26 protein-coding genes and 2 tRNA genes are annotated in these 20,982 nt (G+C 33.6%); 18 read left to right on the top strand and 10 right to left on the bottom strand.

Annotated features, from left to right (window positions below; translation table 11 throughout):
• Positions 1–36: 36 nt before the first annotated feature.
• The 6 genes from rsmA to Q7I96_10715 form a co-directional block, all read right to left on the bottom strand.
• Positions 37–912 (bottom strand): 16S rRNA (adenine(1518)-N(6)/adenine(1519)-N(6))-dimethyltransferase RsmA, encoded by an 876-nt coding sequence (rsmA, locus tag Q7I96_10740; protein ID MDO9628078.1) that lies wholly within the window; start codon positions 910–912, stop codon positions 37–39.
• 121 nt (positions 913–1,033) lie between these two features.
• A complete protein-coding gene (locus Q7I96_10735) occupies positions 1,034–1,618 on the bottom strand; it encodes a DUF655 domain-containing protein (protein MDO9628077.1) in 585 nt (194 codons plus the stop codon).
• Between the two features lie 78 nt (positions 1,619–1,696).
• Positions 1,697–2,032 carry an RNA polymerase Rpb4 family protein gene (locus Q7I96_10730; GenBank protein ID MDO9628076.1) on the bottom strand — a complete coding sequence of 112 codons (336 nt, stop codon included), beginning with the start codon at positions 2,030–2,032 and terminating at the stop codon, positions 1,697–1,699.
• A gap of 5 nt (positions 2,033–2,037) precedes the next feature.
• Positions 2,038–2,328: a 50S ribosomal protein L21e gene (locus Q7I96_10725; GenBank protein MDO9628075.1), complete on the bottom strand. Its 291-nt coding sequence runs from the start codon at positions 2,326–2,328 to the stop codon at positions 2,038–2,040.
• A 241-nt stretch (positions 2,329–2,569) separates the two neighbouring features.
• A complete protein-coding gene (locus Q7I96_10720) occupies positions 2,570–3,799 on the bottom strand; it encodes a tRNA pseudouridine(54/55) synthase Pus10 (protein MDO9628074.1) in 1,230 nt (409 codons plus the stop codon).
• A gap of 218 nt (positions 3,800–4,017) precedes the next feature.
• Complete coding sequence (locus tag Q7I96_10715; GenBank protein MDO9628073.1) at positions 4,018–5,346, bottom strand: signal recognition particle protein Srp54; 1,329 nt, start codon at positions 5,344–5,346, stop codon at positions 4,018–4,020.
• A gap of 427 nt (positions 5,347–5,773) precedes the next feature.
• On the opposite strand from Q7I96_10715, the gene hpt reads away from it, so the two are divergent.
• The 17 genes from hpt to Q7I96_10630 all read left to right on the top strand — a co-directional run bounded on the left by hpt (position 5,774) and on the right by Q7I96_10630 (position 17,534).
• Entirely contained in the window at positions 5,774–6,340 is a 567-nt protein-coding gene (hpt, locus tag Q7I96_10710) for a hypoxanthine/guanine phosphoribosyltransferase (GenBank protein MDO9628072.1), read from the top strand.
• A gap of 159 nt (positions 6,341–6,499) precedes the next feature.
• On the top strand, positions 6,500–7,498 hold the full coding sequence (dph2, locus tag Q7I96_10705) for a diphthamide biosynthesis enzyme Dph2 (GenBank protein MDO9628071.1): 999 nt from the start codon (positions 6,500–6,502) through the stop codon (positions 7,496–7,498).
• Between the two features lie 164 nt (positions 7,499–7,662).
• Positions 7,663–8,232, top strand: a complete 570-nt coding sequence (locus Q7I96_10700) for an exosome complex RNA-binding protein Csl4 (GenBank protein MDO9628070.1) — start codon at positions 7,663–7,665, stop codon at positions 8,230–8,232.
• 154 nt (positions 8,233–8,386) lie between these two features.
• The gene (locus Q7I96_10695; GenBank protein ID MDO9628069.1) at positions 8,387–8,647 is read left to right on the top strand and encodes a DNA-directed RNA polymerase subunit L; all 261 of its coding nucleotides are present in this window, start codon (positions 8,387–8,389) and stop codon (positions 8,645–8,647) included.
• Positions 8,648–8,846: 199 nt separating this feature from the next.
• Positions 8,847–9,443, top strand: coding sequence for a DUF99 family protein (locus Q7I96_10690; GenBank protein MDO9628068.1), 597 nt, complete (start codon positions 8,847–8,849; stop codon positions 9,441–9,443).
• A gap of 99 nt (positions 9,444–9,542) precedes the next feature.
• Complete coding sequence (locus tag Q7I96_10685) at positions 9,543–9,989, top strand: NUDIX hydrolase (protein ID MDO9628067.1); 447 nt, start codon at positions 9,543–9,545, stop codon at positions 9,987–9,989.
• A gap of 241 nt (positions 9,990–10,230) precedes the next feature.
• Positions 10,231–10,545, top strand: coding sequence for a transcription factor S (locus Q7I96_10680; GenBank protein ID MDO9628066.1), 315 nt, complete (start codon positions 10,231–10,233; stop codon positions 10,543–10,545).
• Positions 10,546–10,557: 12 nt separating this feature from the next.
• Entirely contained in the window at positions 10,558–11,319 is a 762-nt protein-coding gene (locus Q7I96_10675) for a hypothetical protein (GenBank protein ID MDO9628065.1), read from the top strand.
• Positions 11,320–11,581: 262 nt separating this feature from the next.
• Complete coding sequence (gene pcn, locus Q7I96_10670) at positions 11,582–12,316, top strand: proliferating cell nuclear antigen (pcna) (GenBank protein MDO9628064.1); 735 nt, start codon at positions 11,582–11,584, stop codon at positions 12,314–12,316.
• A gap of 71 nt (positions 12,317–12,387) precedes the next feature.
• Positions 12,388–13,203, top strand: a complete 816-nt coding sequence (locus tag Q7I96_10665; protein ID MDO9628063.1) for a hypothetical protein — start codon at positions 12,388–12,390, stop codon at positions 13,201–13,203.
• 310 nt (positions 13,204–13,513) lie between these two features.
• The gene (locus Q7I96_10660) at positions 13,514–13,792 is read left to right on the top strand and encodes a 50S ribosomal protein L44e (protein ID MDO9628062.1); all 279 of its coding nucleotides are present in this window, start codon (positions 13,514–13,516) and stop codon (positions 13,790–13,792) included.
• A 10-nt stretch (positions 13,793–13,802) separates the two neighbouring features.
• Complete coding sequence (locus Q7I96_10655) at positions 13,803–13,988, top strand: 30S ribosomal protein S27e (protein ID MDO9628061.1); 186 nt, start codon at positions 13,803–13,805, stop codon at positions 13,986–13,988.
• A 52-nt stretch (positions 13,989–14,040) separates the two neighbouring features.
• A complete protein-coding gene (locus Q7I96_10650) occupies positions 14,041–14,820 on the top strand; it encodes a translation initiation factor IF-2 subunit alpha (protein MDO9628060.1) in 780 nt (259 codons plus the stop codon).
• Between the two features lie 69 nt (positions 14,821–14,889).
• Positions 14,890–15,072 (top strand): RNA-protein complex protein Nop10, encoded by a 183-nt coding sequence (locus Q7I96_10645; GenBank protein MDO9628059.1) that lies wholly within the window; start codon positions 14,890–14,892, stop codon positions 15,070–15,072.
• Between the two features lie 106 nt (positions 15,073–15,178).
• Positions 15,179–15,952 carry a proteasome assembly chaperone family protein gene (locus Q7I96_10640; GenBank protein MDO9628058.1) on the top strand — a complete coding sequence of 258 codons (774 nt, stop codon included), beginning with the start codon at positions 15,179–15,181 and terminating at the stop codon, positions 15,950–15,952.
• 130 nt (positions 15,953–16,082) lie between these two features.
• A complete protein-coding gene (locus tag Q7I96_10635) occupies positions 16,083–17,243 on the top strand; it encodes a TIGR00375 family protein (GenBank protein ID MDO9628057.1) in 1,161 nt (386 codons plus the stop codon).
• An 84-nt stretch (positions 17,244–17,327) separates the two neighbouring features.
• Positions 17,328–17,534 carry a hypothetical protein gene (locus Q7I96_10630; GenBank protein MDO9628056.1) on the top strand — a complete coding sequence of 69 codons (207 nt, stop codon included), beginning with the start codon at positions 17,328–17,330 and terminating at the stop codon, positions 17,532–17,534.
• A 257-nt stretch (positions 17,535–17,791) separates the two neighbouring features.
• Here Q7I96_10630 and Q7I96_10625 read toward each other — a convergent pair.
• The 4 genes from Q7I96_10625 to Q7I96_10610 all read right to left on the bottom strand — a co-directional run bounded on the left by Q7I96_10625 (position 17,792) and on the right by Q7I96_10610 (position 19,355).
• A tRNA-Arg gene (locus Q7I96_10625) sits at positions 17,792–17,866 on the bottom strand.
• A 103-nt stretch (positions 17,867–17,969) separates the two neighbouring features.
• Positions 17,970–18,043, bottom strand: a tRNA-Arg gene (locus tag Q7I96_10620).
• Positions 18,044–18,183: 140 nt separating this feature from the next.
• Positions 18,184–18,891 carry a proteasome assembly chaperone family protein gene (locus Q7I96_10615; GenBank protein MDO9628055.1) on the bottom strand — a complete coding sequence of 236 codons (708 nt, stop codon included), beginning with the start codon at positions 18,889–18,891 and terminating at the stop codon, positions 18,184–18,186.
• On the bottom strand, positions 18,888–19,355 hold the full coding sequence (locus Q7I96_10610; GenBank protein MDO9628054.1) for a peptidase propeptide domain-containing protein: 468 nt from the start codon (positions 19,353–19,355) through the stop codon (positions 18,888–18,890). The genes Q7I96_10615 and Q7I96_10610 overlap by 4 nt, the downstream gene beginning before the upstream one ends.
• A gap of 404 nt (positions 19,356–19,759) precedes the next feature.
• Between Q7I96_10610 and frhA the strand changes: the two genes are divergently transcribed.
• Positions 19,760–20,977 (top strand): coenzyme F420 hydrogenase subunit alpha, encoded by a 1,218-nt coding sequence (gene frhA / locus Q7I96_10605; protein MDO9628053.1) that lies wholly within the window; start codon positions 19,760–19,762, stop codon positions 20,975–20,977.
• Positions 20,978–20,982 lie beyond the last annotated feature (5 nt).

Genomic DNA, 20,982 nt, shown 5'->3' with positions numbered 1-20,982 from the left:
ATTCTGAACTATTAATGAATAAAAATGGTTATTATTTCATTTATTTAATAATTCTTTTAAGTTCGTAGATATTTCTAAAATCTTCTCGGGAGATAATTTAAAAACTCTTTCTTCTAGAAAATTATTTTCCATTTTAGAATCTAATTCACCTAAAATTTCTTTAACTTCTTCCTTTTTAAAATTCCCTATTTCATGGAAAGACTCTCTCAGAGATTTAGAAGATTTCTTTCTACGGTGCTGGAATAGGGCCCGACAAACAGAAGCAAAAAAGTCATCTGTTTCTATATTTTTCAGAGGTATCATTTTTACCACGGCAGAATCCACTTTTGGTGGGGGTACAAATGATTGGGCCGAGACATTATCCACTATTTTCACCTGGGCCTTAAAATGCATCATTACTGATAAGCGGGAATAATGCTTACTTCCCACCGGTGCATTCATGCGCTGAGCAAACTCCTTTTGATACATTAAAACTGCCAGATCAAAATCATACTCTAAAAACTTGAAAGTAATGGGGGATGAGATTTGATAAGGCAAATTAGAAACAATTTTATTAAAATAGGGAAAATCAACTTTTAAAGCATCTGCTTCCATAACTTCTACATTTGCCAAGCCTTCTTCTTCCACGCGCTCTTTTAATATGCGCGCTATTCTAGGATCCTGTTCAATGCCCACTACTTTTTTGGCCTGCTTGGCCATAGGAATAGTTAAAGTCCCAATACCCGGGCCTATTTCCAGCACAACATCATTAGAATTTAAACTGGCAAAATTAAGTATCTTTTTTCTTTTAAAATCGTCAATAAGATAGTTTTGACCTAATTTTCGATTTAAACGGATTTCATGTTGCTGTAAAACCTGTTTAGTTTCTTGGGCCAGAGAAATAGTCCCTGATCCGTTTTCATTAAGGGACATTTTTTATCTTCCAATTAGCATTTAAAATTTAAAATTTAGAATATTGTGGAATATATTATAATTATTAAAATAAAATTTAATCTGAAATAATTTAAAATATAAATTAAAATAAAAAAATAATTTAGATTTGCTTTCGCCTGGTTGGGGGTCTAGTGAACAATATATATTTTTTTTTCCCTCTAGTGGCGGGTTCAGCATCAAGTTCAATAAGAACCCTTTTTACCAGAAGTTTAGTAGGATCAGATAGCATGGGAACCCTACTTTTAATATCATCAAAGCTTTCAAAAGGTTTATCTTCCCGAGCCTTAATAATATCCCACATGTGCTTTTTACCAATACCAGGTAACAGTTCTAACTGGTGAAGTCGAGTGCTTATGGGTCCTGAGTCATTGAAAAAATGGACGTATTTTTCTTCTTCAGCGTGTATAATCTCTTCGATGACGTATTGCAATTCCACACGGGAGGTTGCAGTTAAATCTTCATGCTTTAATCTGCGATTCACACGGGAAACTTTTTCTCTTTTACCAGAACCGATATAAACATCTTCATGAATTTCTATATCTTCATCAGGTTTAGGAGAAAGTTCTAGAAGAGTAAATTCTGTCTTGCCTATGGCCTGGGCCACGGGTTTTCTTTTAAATGTCGAATGACCTTCCCGGATATAACCCAGGGGTAGATAATCAAGAATAATCGCGTAATCTTCCATGGCAATCACAACTGCAAAGGGGTTATTTAGTTCTTTATAAAAAGAACGAGGACCAAAAACTGATTGTTATTTAGTCAATTATTCAGTCCGGTATTTTTCAACTATTTTCAGGATTTGCTCAAGATCCTCACTTTTAATAGGGACCCTTTCTTTGGCAAAAAGTAATCTAAGGTCTGCCAGGTCTTCAGGCAACATATCAGTTATTTTAATAGCATATTTCTTCTTGACCACTTCTTCTAATTCTCCGATTAGTTTATTAGATTCTTCTAATTCTAATTTGGAGAATTTGATTACATGATCTAGACTAATGTTCTGCTCGTAATTGAGCTCATGCTCCTGGGCAAATCCTTCTAATATATCTTTGACCTCGGCAACGGAGATCGGTTCGGTCTCCAAAACCTTTTTCCCTATCATGGGAATCACTCTTGTATTTTCAAGTGTTCTGGTCGCACAATAAGTTTTTTAGCCTTGTTACCATCGTTTAAAGAGACGATGTAAGCTCTTCCTCGACTTTCCACTACTTTAGCGGTTTTGCCGTGGAATCTTGGGTGTGGTTGACCTTTTTGAACGCTTGGGTCGATAATGATGTGGACTAAATCGTCTGCATCAAATCTTTGAATCTTTTTAGTTATAGGGTTGGATCGCCCTGGTCTTTTAGTTAATTGAAGTTTATGTCTTGTTTTGCTTCTAAAACCTCTTGATCTTTGCACCATAATTTAAAACCTCCATAATGGCCTAAGGCCGGTAAACATTAATAAAATTGTGATAACAGCAGATATCACTAAATAGGCTGCTTATGTTTCTCAAATTTGCATAATTACTATTAATAATTAGAGAAAATCCAGATAATCAAATTATTTAATTTTGTAAATTATCATCCATACCTATTAGAATAGGATATTTATTCTTGTTACTAATATATTTTCCCCTTGATCAATAAATGTAACTTTTTCAGATACCTACTTCCAGCACATCCAGCTCGGTACAATTGGCAGGGGTTCCCAAAACCTGGCTTACATTGGGTTGGGTTCTTTCTTCATCTCCAGAAATTAATTCTTTAATATAAAGCCCGCCCTGACCTTTTATAATTAATTTAATGGTTTTGGAATCAATAATTTCGTATTGGATATCCATAACTTCTCTCTCGCGAATTTTATCTGCTCTACGGTGTGAAACTCTAATTGGGGTGCGTTGTTTGATTAAAGTAAGGGTTTTGAGACTTTTAAGATCATCTTCTGTTACTTCATCCTCTAATTCAACCAGGGCCTGATAAATTTTATAGGTATCTGGGGAAGAAGTCTTAATTTCAGCTTTCCGAGATCTAACAGAATATTTAAGATCTAAAACCTCTACTTTACCCTCATTAATTTCATTAATTTCTTTTTGGAGAATATCAAGATTTAAAACCCTTCTGCGCGGTTCTTTTATTTCTAATACAAATGGACGTCCAGTTCCAAGCATTCTAACATCAATATCTTCTCTTCCAGCACCATGGAATTTGGATTCTTTGCTATGACTCATTTTATGCGCTGGCTCAGAAATTAGTTCTTCCACAGTTTCTAAATACAGCTTACCTGTGAAATTACATCCTTCGCATCCTTTACCTCTGCATTTTCGGCATGGCCACTTAGTTTGTGGTATTCCACGGATTAATTTTTTATATCTTCCCTCTAAAAATAGTGGATTTATTTGAATGCGGATTTTAGGTTCTTCTTGACGGAAATCTGCATTTATAACTATTTGAGGATTATCAAAATCAACTTCGGTGTTTAAACGTTCTTCCAGAATTTTTCCCAGCTCACGGTTGATTTCTCGTTTTATACTTTCAACATCTAAGTTTAGGCAATTATTTAATTCTTCATCCTTTTTTATAAGTTCAGAATCCACTTTGCTTCCCACTAAAAAGCTGAAATATTCAAGATCAAGGCTTTTTATTTTGTTTTCAACTTCATCTGCAGCAATTTCCAGCTTTTGAAATAAATCTCCACATATAACGCATGGATTAGTTGAGTTGAATTCCTCTCCTTCCTGAGACATTATTTCTCTAACTTCCATACCTCTTAGAGGATTTCCGGGCCCTTCTAGATCATTAGAAAATTTACGACCTAAGCAGTGGTTGCATATATCTCCTTCAGTTTTTTCTTTGATTTTTTGAGCTTTTTCTTTTATATAGGGGTCCATTTAATTCAACCTGTAATCTTTATAAACTATCTAATAAACTATTTTTAAATAAAATTATTAAATTGATTCTTTATAAATCGACAATTGAACAATTTAATTTTTAAGAATTAGGATAAAAATGAAATTTTTAATTTAAATTATTCAATTTAATTAAAAACAAATCTAATTAATGAGTTTAACTCATTAGCTTTTTCTTAATGACTTATTTATCGAGCCATTTAACGCATAAATTGTCTCATGAGCTGCCCCATAGGCCCACTCATTTTACGTTTTCCAAATCCTTTCATGGCTTTTTTAGTGACGTTATAATATTTTAAAAGTTCCTTAACGTCTTCATTTTTCATTCCAGATCCTCGAGCAATTCTTTTTATCCGGGACTGCTTTATTTCAGTAGGATGCTCCATTTCATAATTGGTCATGGAATTCATAATGATTTTATATTTATCAATTTTATCTTCGGTCATTTGAGATGCATTTTTAGGCAGTTTTCCCATTCCGGGCATCATATTCATGATTTGGTTCATAGGCCCCATTTTTCCCATCATATCAAACTGGGATTGCATTTCTTTAAGGGTAAATTTTCCAGAAAGCATGGCATCCATGGTTTCGGCAGCCATATCTTCATCGGCCACTTCTTCAGCCTTTTCCAGAAGGGTTTTAATGTCTCCCATTCCTAAAAGACGTGAAATGAATCTTTCAGGATCAAAGGCCTCAAAGTCATCGATTAGCTCTCCAGTACCAATGAACTTAATTGGTGCTCCAATTTCTGCCACAGCAGATAAAGCACCTCCTCCTTTAGCAGACCCATCAAGTTTGGTTACTATTATAGATCCCACCTTTGCTGTTTGAGAGAATGCCTGGGCCTGATCCTTGGCCTGTTGACCTATAGTTCCATCAATAACTAAAATGGCTTCATCTGGATCAACCACCGAAGATATTTCCAACATTTCATCTAAAAGATCTTTTTCTTCCTTGTGACGACCGGCAGTATCAAATATAATTAGGCTCTGATTTTTAAACTTTTCTAGACCTTTTTTAGCTAAATCAAGAGCGTCTTTGTTATCAGGATCTCCATATAGGGGTACGTTCATTTCTTCAGTTAATTGCCTTAGCTGTTCATAGGCGGCGGGTCTCCAGGTGTCGGTACAGACAATAGCTGGATTGAATCCTTTTTTCTGAAGATATCGGGTTAATTTACCAATGGTAGTAGTTTTACCACTTCCCTGAAGCCCTAAAAATAGTATTTTAAATGGTTTTTTATCTATTTCTATTTCTTCGGCTTTTTCTCCCAGTAGATTGACCAGTTCTTCATATACTATGGTTACTATATGTTCTTTAGGAGTTATGCCCTTGGGAGGTTCTTCTTTTAATGCCCTTTCTTCTATTGATTTGGATAATTTTAAAACAAGTTTAATATTAACGTCAGATTGGATTAAAGCCCGTTGAATTTCTTTAACAACTTCTTTAACCATTTCTTCGTCAATAATTGACATTCCTGCCAGTTTTTTCATTGTATTGGTAAGGTTCTTACCTAAATTGCCTAACATCTACTCACCTGATGTGAAATGATTTTGTAAATAAAATCAATTGAATTTTAAATAAATATAATATGAAATAATAATTATTTTAATCATTTCTTAAATCATATCATTTATATGTTATTTTGAGAATCATTTAATCTAATATTTTAATATCATAACTTTTGTGTTATTTATATCATATCATGGATTTATAATAGATTTTAATTATATCTATTTAATTATAAATTCATTAGTATATTAATAATATATAAGAATTGTTTAAAATTAGTTTATTAAATAATTTATACTATCAAATCTAATGAATTATTAATATATTTATATTTATAAAATTCAAAAAAATTAATTAATAATCCATTAATTAAAATCTCATTTAACTTTATTTTAATCAAAAAATTATTATTATTTATTTAATTCAATAATTTAGGTGTTTCTAGTGCTTGAAAAACTGAAAAAAACTTTAGAAGAATCTCCAATTATAAAAAAAGGAGAATATAATTATTTTGTTCACCCAGTAACTGATGGAATTCCACTTACCCAACCCGAAGTACTAAAAGAGATTGCAGTGGCGATAAAAAATCACTTCTGTACTGATGTGGATAAAATTGTCTGTATTGAGGCTATGGGTATTCACTTAGCCACGGCCCTATCTCTAGAGACGGGCATTCCATTTGTAGTAGTTAGAAAACGCCAATATGGACTTCCAGGAGAGGTTGCAGTCCATCAAACAACAGGATATAGTCAGGGAGAGCTTTTCATTAATGGTATCAATTCGGGTGATAAGGTACTGATTATAGATGATGTGGTAAGTACTGGTGGAACTATGATTGCTGTTTTACAAGCTTTAAAAAATATGGGTGTGGAAATAGCAGAAGTAGTAGCGGTTATTGAGAAGGGTGAAGGCAAAAAAATAGTTGAAAAAGAAACAGGGCTCAAATTAAAAGCTTTAATTAAGGTAGATGTGATTGATAATAAGGTTACTGCGGAACCTATTCTTAAGTAGTGAGTTAATGTCGGTGTCATGCTGAAAATTATTTAAATTTTTATCTTACTGCAACTTCTAAGAAATCTTCAATATACTTAAAATAGTAGATTAATTACTAAAAATATTAATTCAAAGATTAATTCAATATTAAATTCAAATTTTAAGCTGGTAAATTATATGTCTATGTATGATCTAGATCTTGAAAAAGTTATAAAGAAAATTAAGGATATTAATGCATCTGTAGTGGGATTGCAGTTTCCAGATGGCCTTAAAATTCACGCTGCTAAAGTAGCTGAACAACTAGAATTAGAAACCGGGGCCACTGTTATAATCTCTGCAGATCCATGTTTTGGGGCTTGTGATACTGCAGACCGGAAAATGGCAGATTTAGTTGATATACTAATTCATTATGGTCACACTGCACTTCCTTTGGATTATCCGGTACCAGTGATGTTTATTGAGGCTTATTCTCAAGTAGATGTGAACGAGGCACTGGAAAAATCTTTAGAACTCCTTCAGGGATATCATAAAATTGCCCTAGCCACCACTACTCAGCATTTACATCTTTTAGAAGATACAAAACACTTCTTAGAAGCAAATGGCAAAGAAGTGATGCTAGAATCAGGTTCCAGTACCAGAATAGGCCAAGTTTTAGGATGCAATTTTTCTGCTATAAAGAATTTGGATGTTGATGCCTATTTTTACGTGGGGAGCGGAAATTTTCATCCCTTAGGCATTAAATTATTCACTCACAAACCAGTAGTTATTGCGGATCCTTACCGAGGAGAGGCAAGGGACATAGAAAAATTTGCAGATAGAATTTTAAGGATTCGCTTTGCCAGAATTACCAAGGCTCGTGAAGCAAAAAAATGGGGAATTTTGGTCTCTTCCAAGGAAGGCCAGTACCGCATGGTCCTGGCTCGTAAAATAAAACAGAATCTTGAAAATGAAGGGAAAGAGGCTTTTTTGATAATGATGGAAAACATATCACCTGATTTACTATTGCCTTTTTTAGATTTAGATGCCTTTGTAGCGACGGCCTGTCCTAGAATAGCTATTGATGATTCTCAAATGTATAAAAAACCTTTATTAACTCCTCAAGAGTTAGAAATAGTTCTTGATAAACGGGAATGGGATAATTATCAGTTAGATGAAATATATTTTGGGGAAGAATAAAAATTTAGAATATAAACTCATAATGTTTCACAAAAAATAAATTAACAACAACTCATATATAATAGAAAAATTAACATTATTATATTCTAAAATGTTTTTACTTAATTTAAAATCACATTATAAAATCATTTTCAGATCACTAATTTTTCAAAAGAGGTGAATGGATGAAGGCTAAATCTGGAGATTTTGTTTTGCCCGGGGATTTACTGGGTGTTAGTGAGGAATTTGTTCCATCAGAAGGAGCATATGATGATAATGGATATATAAAGGCTATGGTCGTGGGGACCGTTTCCCTAGATGATAAAAATAAACGCATATTTGTGCATCCTCAAGCGGGTGCTCCTCCAGTATTAAACAAAAATACAACAATTATAGGCCAAATACTAGAAGTTCGAGGCCAAAGAGCGCTGGTTAAAATCCATTTTATTAAAGACAACCCTAGAAAACTGGTGGCTTCTTTTGTTGGAGGAATACACGTTTCTCAGGCGGATAAAGGATATTTGGCTAAATTAACAGATGCTTTTCATATAGGTGACCTTATAGAAGCCAGAATAACTAAAGTGGTAGGTTTAGACAATATTGACCTTAAAACCTCTCAGAAAGATTTGGGAGTGTTAAAGGCTATGTGTACCCGATGCCGACATTTCATGAAACAAACTGGTAAAAATGAAGTAACCTGTCCTAACTGTGATAATAAAGAGAAAAGAAAAATTTCGGTAAATTACCAGGTTTGAAAAGGTATTCTAATGAAATCATTTTAATCTATTAAACATAATTAAACCTATTTAACTAGATTAAAACCACTTTTAATTATTAAAATTTATAATTAATTCAATAAACTTAAAAATATAAACTTAAACTGATAATCAAATTTTAATGAGGTATAACATGGAAATTATTACTAGTAAAAGATATGAATTGGAAATACTTGCTGAAGGAGAGACTCACACCCTCTGTAATGCACTTAGAAGAATTTTAATGGAAGATGAAGATGTTAAATCAACGGCTTATGCCATTGATCACCCAATTGTGGGAGAACCTAAAATATATGTAAAGGCCAAAAGTCCTAAAAAATCTCTCAAAGTCGCTTCAGAAACTTTAAAAGAAAGATGCGCAGAATTCAAGGGCCTTTTAGAAACAATTGAATAAGTTAGCTATTAAGTGGATTATAATGAATTAAATTGATTAATAGATTTTAATATTTCATTATTATTAATCCTGAAATTAATCAATTAGTATCAAATAACTTACCATTTTACAAATAATTTTTTTCTAAGTTCTATTTTTAACTTTTAACACTTATTTTCACTAATGAATTAGTATAAGATTAATGATATGAAGAATTTTCATGAAAAATAAGAAATTCCGAACTATTAAGTCTGAAATAAGAATTTTAGGCATTGATGATGCCCCATTTACTCCTCATAAGGAAGGTAATGTTCTACTGGTGGGAACCTTTTTCCGGGGAGGGTCATGGTTAGATGGAGTCTTGACTACCTATGTCCAAATTGATGGAACTGACTCTACAGAACAGATAGTGAAAATGGTCAATGATTCTCGGTATAATGGCCAATTAGGTGTTATTATGCTGGACGGAATTACTTTTGGCGGTTTTAATGTGGTTGATATTACTCAAATATTTGAAAAAACTACAGTTCCGGTTGTTGTGGCCATGAGAAGATATCCTGATTTTGAAAAAATAGAAAAAGCTCTTCAAAACTTCTCAGATGGGGAAGAAAGATGGAAAAATGTAAAAAAAGCAGGGCCAATACATCAAGTTGATGATTCAGGAAGTTTATTCATTCAAATTTGCGGAATAGAATTATCTGATGCATTGGAAATAGTGAGGCTGTCCACTACTCATAGTAACTTACCCGAGCCTATTAGAACGGCCCATATAATTGCTGCTGGAGTAGAAACTGGAGAATCTTATGGTAATGCGTGATAGGACCAATATTAAACCGACTCGAAATAAATGACTCGAAATTAAATTATTAGAAATTTATACTATATTATCAAATTTAATCATTTATTAATCAGTCTTTTGGTCGGAAGTGATATTATTAATACTCAGACTCCTAAAACCCCTTTTTTAACGGTAGATATTATCATCATGTCTCCTAAGGATACTATTGTACTTATAAAAAGAAAATACGATCCATATAAATCTTACTGGGCGCTCCCAGGGGGATTTGTAGAGATTGGTGAATCTGTTGAGCAGGCTGCTGTAAGGGAGGCTTGGGAAGAAACGGGTTTAAATGTTGAACTTGTAGAACTAGTTGGTGTTTACTCTAATCCTGATCGAGATCCTCGAGGACACACGGTAACGATTGTTTATATTGCCCAAACAGTTTTTGGGAACTTGAAAGCAGATAGTGATGCTGAGGATGCTTTTGAATTTACTAAAGATGAAATTAGTGATTTAAAACTTGCATTTGACCATAAAACCATTTTAAAAAATGCTTTAAATATTCTAAATAAAAGAAGTTAAAAAATCAAATCAGAAATTATATATCTTAGATTTTAAAAATATTAGAAGATAATTGAATAAAATTTATTTAAAAAATAAAAACTATTAATAAGAACCAGTAATAGAATCATAAAATCAATTAAAATTATTCAAAATTAGACTATATGCTTTAACTGATAAAATTAATTGATTTAAACATTTAATTTCATACTAATAGTTAAATCTAATAAATTATCAATCTTACTTTGTAAGGAGGACTTATATGGAGTTTTGCCCTAAATGCGGAGCTATGATGTTTCCTAAAGACAACAGTTTCCAGTGTAAATGTGGTTATCAAAAAGAGATTACCAAAGATCTGGCTAGTCAATACGATGTATCTGAAAAAATAGACCCTAAAGACACGGTTATATTCACCGGTGATGATATAAACACCCTTCCAACTACTCGTGCTGAATGCCCCAAATGTAAAAATATGGAGGCATTTTGGTGGCTTCAACAGACCAGAAGGGCGGATGAAGCTGAAACTCGATTTTTAAGATGCTCAGCTTGCAAACACACTTGGAGAGAATACGACTAATGGAGCATTAATATGAAAGAATCAAAGTCTGAAAAGTCATCATCTGAAGAAAAAAATACACTATCTATTTTTAATTTAGCTAAAAAAGCATTAAAAAATTTAGATCCTAATGTTGAAAATCTTGATGATTCAAAAAATCATTCTAATGATTCTAAAGATTCTAATGATTCTTCCAAATCCGAAAATGAATCTAAAAAATCTTCCACTGAAACTTCTCTACCCCATAAAGATGGAAAAAGTTCAAAATCTTCTAAAAATAAAAATAATTCGATAGATTCTAAAGAATCTGTAGCTGCTAATGATTCTAAAAGCAGTTTTTCAGGAATTAGTGCTAAATTTAATCAATTTAAAACATCTATTCAAGGAGACCGGCAAAAATTATTTACTATGATCGGATTAGCAGTAGCAGTTATCCTGATATTGTTGGGGATATCTTTTTTATTTGGAACTTCTGATAAAGTTTCTGACAATGTAGTATTTGGGGAAAAATCTGTAACTTCCGCTTTTTTTGTTATAATTGGATTATTAATAATTGCGGGAATTTATGCACCTAAAATTATTGGAAAAACCTCTTTTGATAACATTTATCAGGAAATGAAAGGAGTTGAAGATAATTCTTCTAAAAAAGATGTAGATGATTCCAAAGATGATGATTTGAATAATAATCATTCATTAAAAGAATCTCCATCAAAAGAATCTGAAAATGAAAAGCTAATTGACCAGGATTCACTTGAAAATGAAGAATTATCACAAATCCCCGAGAAAGAAAAATAACAATAAATAGAATTTTTTAGCTTCATTTGATTAAGTTTCGATTATTGGACTAAAATATTGCTTAATTTATAATAAATATCAGAATACTATCAGATTATAAATAACTTTTTCCAATTCATTAAATTTAGATATTTAATAAAATAGATAAATATTAATTATATATACTTAGATAGTGATTATAGATTATATATAATACTTAAGGGATTGTTAGTGAACTATTTAGTTCATCCTATGCTAAATTTATAATTAATGGAGGATGAAAATGTTTAAAGCAGAGTTAAGTGACCCCAATATACTGAAAACCAGTTTCGATGCAATTTCTTCCATTGTAGACGAAGTACAAATACAGACTGACAGTGAAGGTTTGCGTCTGGATGCTCTAGACCGTAGTCACATCACATTCGTTCATTTGGAACTGAAATCCAGTCTATTTGATGAGTATGTCTGTGATGAACCTGAAAAAATCAATGTAGATACTGAAGAACTGATGAAAGTCTTGAAACGATCTAAAGGCGATGATAGAGTTTACATGTCATTAGATGAGGGTAATTTTATTATAACCTTTGAAGGGGAAGCTAAAAGAAGATTTAAAATCAGACTTATTGATATTGAATATGAAGCTCCAAGTCCTCCAAACTTAGAGTATCCTACTGAGTTCGAGGTTCCATTTAGTCTGCTTAAAGATTCTATACAAGATATAGATATTTTCTCGGATAAAATCGCTATGAGTGTGGACGGGGATAGATTTGCCGCATCTGCTGAGGGTGAGTTTGGGGATGCTAATATTGAATATTTGCATGGTGAAAAGATAGAAACTAGTGCCCGTTCAGTATTTTCCCTGGAAAAGATCAAGGAAATGCTTAAGGCTGACAAATTTTCAGATATTGCCACTATAAGTCTGGGAGATGACATGCCTTTAAATCTTAAACTCAGAATGGTTTCTGATGAAGGTGAATTAAGCTTTTTATTGGCTCCTAGAATTGAAGCAGAAGACTAAACTACCTTTTTTTATTTAACATTTCATTTTTTTGAAATAAATTTAAGAGAGGATTTAAGCGAGGAATAGGGTTGGACGAGTTTTTCCAGAAACTAAGGAAAATACAGAAGAAAGAGCGCAATGAAGGTGGCCTTGCTCGGGTTGGTGAGGACTTTTATAAAAGAATTCACCGCTATTTAGAAGAATTAATGGATACCGTAGGAAATGATCCATTTGCTAAAGAGCAATATCTTTTAAGAGATACTCAGAGAATAGCCACTGAAATCTGTGAAAGAAGAGAACACAAGATCACTGATAGCGCTGTAATGAATATTCAAAGGTCATATCATTTATTTAAGGGAAAACCTCAATTTGATTTGCAAGATACAACTCCTTTAAATCTTACTCCTGAAGAAGAAAAGCTCTATTTTTCTTTAATAGATACTTTAAAAGGTTATAGAGGCAGGATAATACCTTCTCTAGATGTTCTTGATGATCCACAAATTGTTCCTAACAATTTGATTGCCCCCGAACAAATAGATGCATCTAATGAAGATTCATCAAAAATATCTGTTTCAAAAACAAATTCGACTTCAAAATCTTTAAAACCAGAAGATACTTTAACCAATCAAAATAGTGAAAATATTGGTGTTGAATCTTTTAATGAAGAAGGCATAGCTGAGTTTGTTCCTCCGGTGAGGCCAGAGGACTTATCTAAAAGTAAATCAAAAACTGAAAAATCAGGTATGGATTTAAAAACGGTGGTTATATTTGATGAGCTACCGTCAATTTTAGGGGTAGATCAAAAGGTTTATGGGCCTTTCTGCCCACAAGATGTTGTTAAAATGCCTGAAATTAATGCCCAAATATTTATAAAGGCCCGAAAAGGAAGATATATTAAGTCTTAATTGATGAATATAATTTAAATAATATTTAATTGCCATATTAGATTTAATTTCATTTTGGATGCAATCCTAGTTGTTTTCTTAATGATGGCTTTTGATGTATTTTTAACATTTAAAACTCATTTTTAGAACTTATTTTTTGGGAAATGATTTTTTAAATTCATTCATCCAAACATATAAATAGGCATTCCAATGATAAACACATAATATATCTTTTCTACCCCAAGATGGGGATAGCAATTATTATGATTCAGATCAAATATTTTATTATAATATTTATGATATGGATTACTTTTACAATAGAGGTGATTATATGAAAATGCCTAAAGAAAGGAGAACTTACTGCCCGAGCTGTAAGAAACATACCGTTCACGAAGTATTCGAATCAAAAAGAAGGAAAGCTAGCGAGCTAAAATGGGGACAAAGACAGTTCCGAAGAGTTACTGCGGGTTACCGAGGTTACCCAAGGCCACTTCCATCAGGAAACAAACCCATAAAAAAACTGGACTTAAGACTTAAATGCAAAGAATGCGGTAAAGCCCACATTCAGAAAAAGTCCTTTAGAAACGGGAAAATAGAATTTGTAGCCTAGAGGTGTTATAATGGCGGCATTCCAAAATACAAAAGGTAACTTCCTAAAGGTAAAATGTATGGATTGTGGAAACCAGCAAGTGGTCTTTGATCGTGCTGCTTCCGTAGTACAGTGCATTATCTGTGGTAAAACCCTGGTAAAACCAAAGGGTGGAAAATCTCAGATTACCTCCCAAATAGTTGAAGTTTTAGATTAAATTTTTTTTTAAATTATTTTTAATTTTATTTTAAGGATTTTAGGTGTTTTTCATGGTAAGAAGAAAAAATCAATGGCCTGATGAGGGCGAACTAGTAGTAGGAACTGTACATAAGGTTTTAAACTACGGTGCCTTTGCCAGCCTGGAAGAGTACCAGGGTAAAGAGGCGTTTATTCATATTTCTGAGGTTTCCTCTGGTTGGGTAAAAAATATCCGGGATTATGTAAGAGAAAACCAGAAAATTGTTGCTCGTGTACTAAGAGTTAACCCTAAGAAAGGCCACGTGGATGTATCCATGAAGCGTATTAGGGAAGACCAGAGAACCAAAAAAATCCAGTCCTGGAAAATCGAACAAAAAGCGGAGAAGTTCCTGGAACTGGCTGGTAAAACCATGGATAAAGATCTGGACACTGCTTATAATGAAGTGGGATACCTAATGATGGATCGTTTTGGAGATATTTATGGTGCATTTGAAGCTTCTGCTGAGGAAGGCGAATCTGCCCTTATGGATGAGGGAGTTAGTGAAGAATGGGCCCAAGCCATAACTAAAATTGCCAAGAAAAACATTACTCCTCCTGAAGTCCAGATTACGGGGTACGTTGACATTAAATCATACGCTTCAAACGGCGTGGAAATCATAAAAAAAGCCCTTGAATCTGCAGAAGGCGATAATATAGTTATCCAGTGTGTAGGTGCTCCTAGATACAGATTAATTGTCAAAGCTCCGGACTATATTCAAGCAGAAAAGAATCTTAAAGATGCAGCTGATCGTTGTATAGATTTAGTAGAAGCATCTGAAGGTGAAGGAACTTTCCATCGTGAATTAGAATGATTAAACTAATTATTCATTTTAATTTTTGATTCAAGATTAATTTTCAATTAGTAATTTCAGGATATTTCTATGAAAATGAAAATGAAAAGGTGTAAATCCTGTGGGGAATATACTCTTAAGGATAGCTGCCCATATTGTGTTGGTGAAGTAGGAGTCATTTTTCCTGCTAAATATTCTCCTGAAGACAAGTATGGAAAGTATCGTAGGATTCTAAAAGAACAGATGCAGTATAGGGTTAATGAAACTAGTTAAGACACTGATTAATTGAATAAGAATATTTTTAATTCACTGTCCTACTATAACATTAAATTTAATATTCTATCAAATATTCTTTATTAATGAATATTGAGGGATAAAAATGAAGGAAACTATTATAAATATTTTAGAAGAAGTAGAGTTAAATCAACCTATTTTCATAGAAGCTCTTCCAGGTATTGGTCATGTTGGAAAACTCGCCGCAGATCACATAATTGAAGAACTGGGTGCAGTAAAAATGGCTGAAATTCATTCACCATCATTTCCTCCACAAGTACTGGTAGATGAGAATGGAATTATACATGCCATGAAAAATGAACTCTACTATCTAAAATCTGCTGGAGAAGATGAAAGAGATTACCTACTTTTGGTGGGGAATACACAGGGCTTATCTCCTGAAGGTCAATATGAAGTTTGCGGACTCATATTAGATTTAGTGGAAAAACACGGTGCTAAAGAGATATATACTCTTGGCGGACTAGCCACAGGCCAACCTGTAGAAACATGCGCTGTTTTTGGTGCTGCAACTAACAACGATCTAGCTAAAAAACTGGAAGATCATGAAGTTACTCTCAGGTCTGCAGACGGCGGTATTATTGGAGCATCTGGCCTTTTATTGGGCATGGGAACTCTCCGAGGAATGGAGGGTGTCTGTTTAATGGGTGAAACTCCAGGATATTTCATTGATGCTGAAGCAGCCAAAGCATTACTCACTGTTTTAATGTCTCTTTTAAATTTAGAAGTAGATACTGAAAGTTTAGAAGAACGTGCTATTGAGACTCGTAAAATGATTTCTAAGGCCCAGCAGATGGAACAGGAAATGGTTGAGCGTACAGCAATGCCTCCTGGTGAGGAAGATCTGAGATACATAGGATAATTCCCAATATTTTAATTTTTTTTTTTAAATTAGTTGATTATGAGTATTTTTTTTAATAAATTTTAAATTTCTATACGGAATACTGAAACTTTGCTTTAATTATATATATCTCAATAATCTAACTTCTTTTATGATAATTAATGCGGACTTGCATATTCATAGTTGTTTTTCCAGGGCCACATCAAATAACATGGTTATTGATGCCATAGCTCCTCAGGCCAAACTTAAAGGCCTTCAGTTGGTGGGAACAGGAGATGCACTTCATCCAGGATGGTTAAAAATTATAGAAGACAGCACCGCCCCTGCTGGAGACGGAATTTATTCTAAAGAGGACTGTGATTTCATTTTAACTGCTGAAGTGGAAGATAACAAAAGAGTTCACCATTTAATGATTTTACCATCTATAGAAACTGCTCATGCTGTCAGAAAAGAGATGGTTTCTGTTGATAAGGAAAAAGAAGGACGTCCCAGAGTCCGCATGAATGGAGCCCAAATAATGGATATTGTGCACGCTCATGATGGGCTTATTGGCCCAGCACACGCATTTACTCCTTGGACCAGTATGTACAAGGCCTATGATAGTTATATGGATTGTTATGGAAAAAAACCAGACTTTTTGGAGATAGGTCTTTCTGCAGATACAGATATGGCTGACACCATTAAAGAACTGGAAGATATACCATTTTTAACTAATTCTGATGCACATTCGCCATGGCCGCATCGTTTAGGTCGTGAATTCAATGAAATAGAGGTAGAAGATATCTCATTCACTGGATTAAAGAATGCACTAAAAAAGAAAAGAATGAAGGCCAATTATGGGTTTGACCCAAGATTAGGAAAATATCACCTTACTGCTTGTACCAGATGTTATGAAATATTTTCTCCAAAAGAAGCTCAAGAGGCTAATAGGAAGTGTTCTTGTGGTGGAACCATTAAAAAAGGTGTTGATTATCGAATATCCGAAATAGCTACTTGGAAAAGACCGCATCATCCTTATCATAGGCCGCCTTATATTCATATAATGCCTTTGGCTGAAATAATTTCTCTAGCATTTTCTAAAGGAGTTACCACAAAATTTGTTCAGGGAATATGGGAGAATCTGGTTAATAACTTGGGAAGCGAAATAGATGTTATGATTCGCGTTCCCTTAGAAGATATAAACGAAATTTCACCAGAAATGGCTCCGGTTATTCAGGCTTTTAGAGATAAGACTCTGGTAATTGTTCCCGGAGGGGGCGGAAAATATGGTGAGATTAAATTTCCAGAAAATAATTTAGATAACTATCTTTAATCTATTAATTTAGCTTAATTTCAATTAATTAAATTAATAGAAAATTAATTAAATTAATAGAAATTTACTATTAGTGTGATTAAAATGGATTTTAAAGCCACTATGGGAATATGTCGTAAAGTAGATTCTGAGAAAAAAATAGTTATTGTACCTCAGGAAGCAGATATATTGGAAGAAAATGAATTGGTAGTTGTTATTAATTCAGAAGAGTTTATAAAACTACTAGATAACTTTAAAGATAAATTTGATTTCATGGAAACAATTAAGAAAGATATATCTTCAGAAAAATAGTTAATTTTTATAATTAAAACCAGTAAATCGAATCCAAATTCCTTCAAGTTAATTACTGTTAGCTACCATCAAATGATTTACTAAAACTATGCACTTATTTTAAGAAACATTATCTTTTATATTAGCCGTGCTTAAAACTAAATCAATATTCTAATGGATTTTAGGGTACATCTACTAATGATTTAAATTAATTTTGAATATATTCAATTTAGAAGTAATAGGAATCATATGTATTAAATTTAAAAAAATATTATAAACGGACCCGCCGGGATTTGAACCCGGGACCCTCAGATTAGGAGTCTGATGCCCTATCCTGGCTAGGCTACGGGCCCTAGTTATGTGGCTATCAAATTTTTATTTTTACATTTGATTATTATTAAAGATAACAATTTATATAAATAATATAGATTAAATTTCTAAAAAAAGTTCTTTGGACGGACCCGCCGGGATTTGAACCCGGGACCTTCGGATTAGAAGTCCGACGCCCTATCCAACTAGGCTACGGGCCCTTATTAAAATGATAAAAAGATGTTAGTTTGTTTTACTATATAACTGCTGCGGTTTTGCCGAATTTTAACCATTTTTATAAAAAAAATATTAAAGTTTACAAATGATTTGATATTTGCAAAACTATTTTTTACAATATTTTTTACATATATATTGGAGATTCTGGTTCGTTCTGAACTGTTTCAGCTAGCTTTTTAAGTCGTGATTCTATTTCCTGAGCTTCTTGTAATAATGGATCAGGATCTATGCTGATATCTAACATAGTATTTAATGTATCTACCACTCCAGCAGCAGCGCGGGGGTCAGGATAGGGATTTAATATTTCTGCAAAGAGACAGGATGCAGGTATGTTTTTTGAAGCACACTGAGTTAATAAAGTTCCAGATAGACCATTTATATTTCCAAAGGGTAATATTGGAAGGCCCATATCTTCTAATCGTTTGCTGGAATCTTCACTATTCCCTGCAGCGGTTGTGGGTCGACTTTTTTCCCTAACAACCATGCTGTTAAATGTTATCAGTTCTTTACTATTGTTTCTATCCATCCAGTCCACAATGGAACTAGTCATGTCGTATACAACATTAGGTGGCACAATAAAATCGGATAGGAATAAAACTAATCCTTCAGCTTCATAAATCCTAAAAGGGTGTAAAGCAACTCCTTTGTAGAGAACAGCTAGTGGTGGAAAATATTTGGATTCAATATATCCTATTTCCTTCATTTTGAGGTCTTCTACTAAAAGCCAACCAATTATATTCCCAATTAAACCTCCACCTGGAGATCCTTCAAGTACAACGGCATCTTCAATATCTTCTGATTTAATTTTACAGCACTCAGTTTTAGTTATCATGCTTGTACGCCCCCTTCTATTCCTGTGACTTCCCCAGTATTTGCATCAATTATTATTCCACCTATTTGCTGACCTTTTTTAAATTTAAATTTAGGATCATTTCCATCTGAAATAACTGGTACAATGTATGAGCTGCCTTTGAGAACAGGAGTTCCGAGGTATGTATAGCCTTGATCATTTGTTTTTGCTGCTATAATTTTCGCCTTAGCGACTGAAACTTTCACACTTGAACCTCCGTTACTACTTCCCTGAGAACTTACTGAAGAACCGGATCCACTACTTTGGCCCTGAACTACATCAGAAGGACTGGAAGAAGATTGAGAGTCACCTTGACTTGAACTATCACTACTTTGTGGAGTAGTTAATTGCCATAATTGTGGGGTCTGACTTATTTGATAACCGGCTGCGGCTACACCTATCATAAGCACTATAACCACTGATACTAATATTTTTGAGTTTATCATTAACTCACCTTTTAAAATTTATTATATTATTTTATTTATTATTATATACCTTGTATATCTGAACTTATTAAATTATCTTAAATTTGACTATAGTTTTTTATTCAAATCAAGTTTTTATATGATATTATTGTGAATACCAGATTCACATTATTATATCTGCGGGTTATAAACTTTGGCTATGAATATAATTAACTAATATTAATTAGTTACTAAAGGTAAATAAATTACTAAAGTTCTCTATTTCTAATTAAATGCGTTTATTTTCTTCTTTTAAAAAAAGAATTAATCATGGGTTTGCCATTATATAAATACTTTTCATTTTTTTCCTAATTGAAAAACTTATAACATATAATAATAGTTATATAAATGATAGTTTTTGAACTTTAAAACAAGAGGTGATACATTTGAGCGAAAGGATTGTTATATCGCCGACATCACGACAAGAAGGACACGCAGAACTTGTCATGGAAGTCGATGATGAAGGAATCGTGACCAAAGGACGATACTTCAGTATTACTCCTGTTAGAGGTCTTGAGAAAATAGTTACAGGCAAAGCTCCAGAAACCGCTCCAGTTATTGTACAGCGGATTTGTGGTGTTTGCCCTATACCTCACACTCTAGCTTCAGTTGAGGCCATTGATGACTCACTGGACATAGAGGTACCTAAAGCAGGACAACAACTACGAGAGTTAACCCTTATGGCCCACGATATAAACAGCCATGCTATCCACCATTTCCTGATAGCTGCTGATTTCGTACCAGAAAATCTTATGGCTGCTGCCATAAACTCTGTTTCCGAAATCAGGAAAAACTGTCAGTATGTAGTGGACATGGTAGCTGGTGAAGGTATTCACCCATCCGATGTGCGGATTGGAGGAATGGCCGATAATATCAGTGAATTAGCCAGAAAGAGGCTATACTCAAGGTTAAAACAATTAAAACCAAAACTCGACGAACACGTTGATTTAATTATTGGTTTAGTAGAAGATAAAGGACTACCCGAAGGTTTAGGTGTACATGATCAAAAAACCATGGCTACTGATGTACTTTACGGTAATCGTGACAACTTCGATCTGGATAGGTTCACTGAAATAATGCCTGAAAGCTGGTATGATGATGCGGAAATAGGTCACAGAGCTTGCTCCACTATCCCATTATATGATGGTAGAAATATTGAAGTAGGTCCAAGAGCTAGGATGGCTGAATTCCAAGGATTCAAAGGAAGTGGTGTGGTAGCACAACACGTAGCAAGGGCCTTAGAAATGAAATCTGCTTTATCTAGAGCAATAGATATTTTAGATGATTTGGATACTTCTGCTCCTGCTCAGGCTGATTTCGACATTACAGGTACTAACAAATTAGGTATAGGTGCCATTGAAGGACCTAGAGGAATGGACGTACACATGGCACAAATTGCCAATGGTAAAACTCAGTTCTACAGTGCTTTAGTCCCTACAACCTGGAACATACCAACTATGGGCCCTGCAACTGAAGGATTCCACCACGAGTTCGGACCTCATGTTATCCGTGCATACGACCCATGTTTGTCCTGTGCTACTCACGTAATTGTGGTAGACGACGAGGACAGCAGCGTCATTAAAAATGAAATCGTCAGAATTTAATGGAT

Source organism: Methanobacteriaceae archaeon (assembly GCA_030656015.1).
In the GTDB taxonomy this organism is placed as follows: Archaea; Methanobacteriota; Methanobacteria; order Methanobacteriales; family Methanobacteriaceae; genus UBA349.
This window is presented reverse-complemented; position numbering and strand designations above follow the sequence as displayed.

Bases quoted from the DNA above. Each gene is read 5' to 3' on its own strand.
- rsmA (MDO9628078.1), bottom strand. From the start codon at position 912: ATGTCCCTTAATGAAAACGGATCAGGGACTATTTCTCTGGCCCAAGAA.
- Q7I96_10735 (MDO9628077.1), bottom strand. From the start codon at position 1,618: ATGGAAGATTACGCGATTATTCTTGATTATCTACCCCTGGGTTATATC.
- Q7I96_10730 (MDO9628076.1), bottom strand. From the start codon at position 2,032: ATGATAGGGAAAAAGGTTTTGGAGACCGAACCGATCTCCGTTGCCGAG.
- Q7I96_10720 (MDO9628074.1), bottom strand. From the start codon at position 3,799: ATGGACCCCTATATAAAAGAAAAAGCTCAAAAAATCAAAGAAAAAACT.
- Q7I96_10715 (MDO9628073.1), bottom strand. From the start codon at position 5,346: ATGTTAGGCAATTTAGGTAAGAACCTTACCAATACAATGAAAAAACTG.
- dph2 (MDO9628071.1), top strand. From the start codon at position 6,500: ATGTCTATGTATGATCTAGATCTTGAAAAAGTTATAAAGAAAATTAAG.
- Q7I96_10700 (MDO9628070.1), top strand. From the start codon at position 7,663: ATGAAGGCTAAATCTGGAGATTTTGTTTTGCCCGGGGATTTACTGGGT.
- Q7I96_10695 (MDO9628069.1), top strand. From the start codon at position 8,387: ATGGAAATTATTACTAGTAAAAGATATGAATTGGAAATACTTGCTGAA.
- Q7I96_10690 (MDO9628068.1), top strand. From the start codon at position 8,847: ATGAAAAATAAGAAATTCCGAACTATTAAGTCTGAAATAAGAATTTTA.
- Q7I96_10680 (MDO9628066.1), top strand. From the start codon at position 10,231: ATGGAGTTTTGCCCTAAATGCGGAGCTATGATGTTTCCTAAAGACAAC.
- Q7I96_10675 (MDO9628065.1), top strand. From the start codon at position 10,558: ATGAAAGAATCAAAGTCTGAAAAGTCATCATCTGAAGAAAAAAATACA.
- pcn (MDO9628064.1), top strand. From the start codon at position 11,582: ATGTTTAAAGCAGAGTTAAGTGACCCCAATATACTGAAAACCAGTTTC.
- Q7I96_10660 (MDO9628062.1), top strand. From the start codon at position 13,514: ATGAAAATGCCTAAAGAAAGGAGAACTTACTGCCCGAGCTGTAAGAAA.
- Q7I96_10655 (MDO9628061.1), top strand. From the start codon at position 13,803: ATGGCGGCATTCCAAAATACAAAAGGTAACTTCCTAAAGGTAAAATGT.
- Q7I96_10650 (MDO9628060.1), top strand. From the start codon at position 14,041: ATGGTAAGAAGAAAAAATCAATGGCCTGATGAGGGCGAACTAGTAGTA.
- Q7I96_10645 (MDO9628059.1), top strand. From the start codon at position 14,890: ATGAAAATGAAAATGAAAAGGTGTAAATCCTGTGGGGAATATACTCTT.
- Q7I96_10640 (MDO9628058.1), top strand. From the start codon at position 15,179: ATGAAGGAAACTATTATAAATATTTTAGAAGAAGTAGAGTTAAATCAA.
- Q7I96_10635 (MDO9628057.1), top strand. From the start codon at position 16,083: ATGATAATTAATGCGGACTTGCATATTCATAGTTGTTTTTCCAGGGCC.
- Q7I96_10630 (MDO9628056.1), top strand. From the start codon at position 17,328: ATGGATTTTAAAGCCACTATGGGAATATGTCGTAAAGTAGATTCTGAG.
- Q7I96_10615 (MDO9628055.1), bottom strand. From the start codon at position 18,891: ATGATAACTAAAACTGAGTGCTGTAAAATTAAATCAGAAGATATTGAA.
- Q7I96_10610 (MDO9628054.1), bottom strand. From the start codon at position 19,355: ATGATAAACTCAAAAATATTAGTATCAGTGGTTATAGTGCTTATGATA.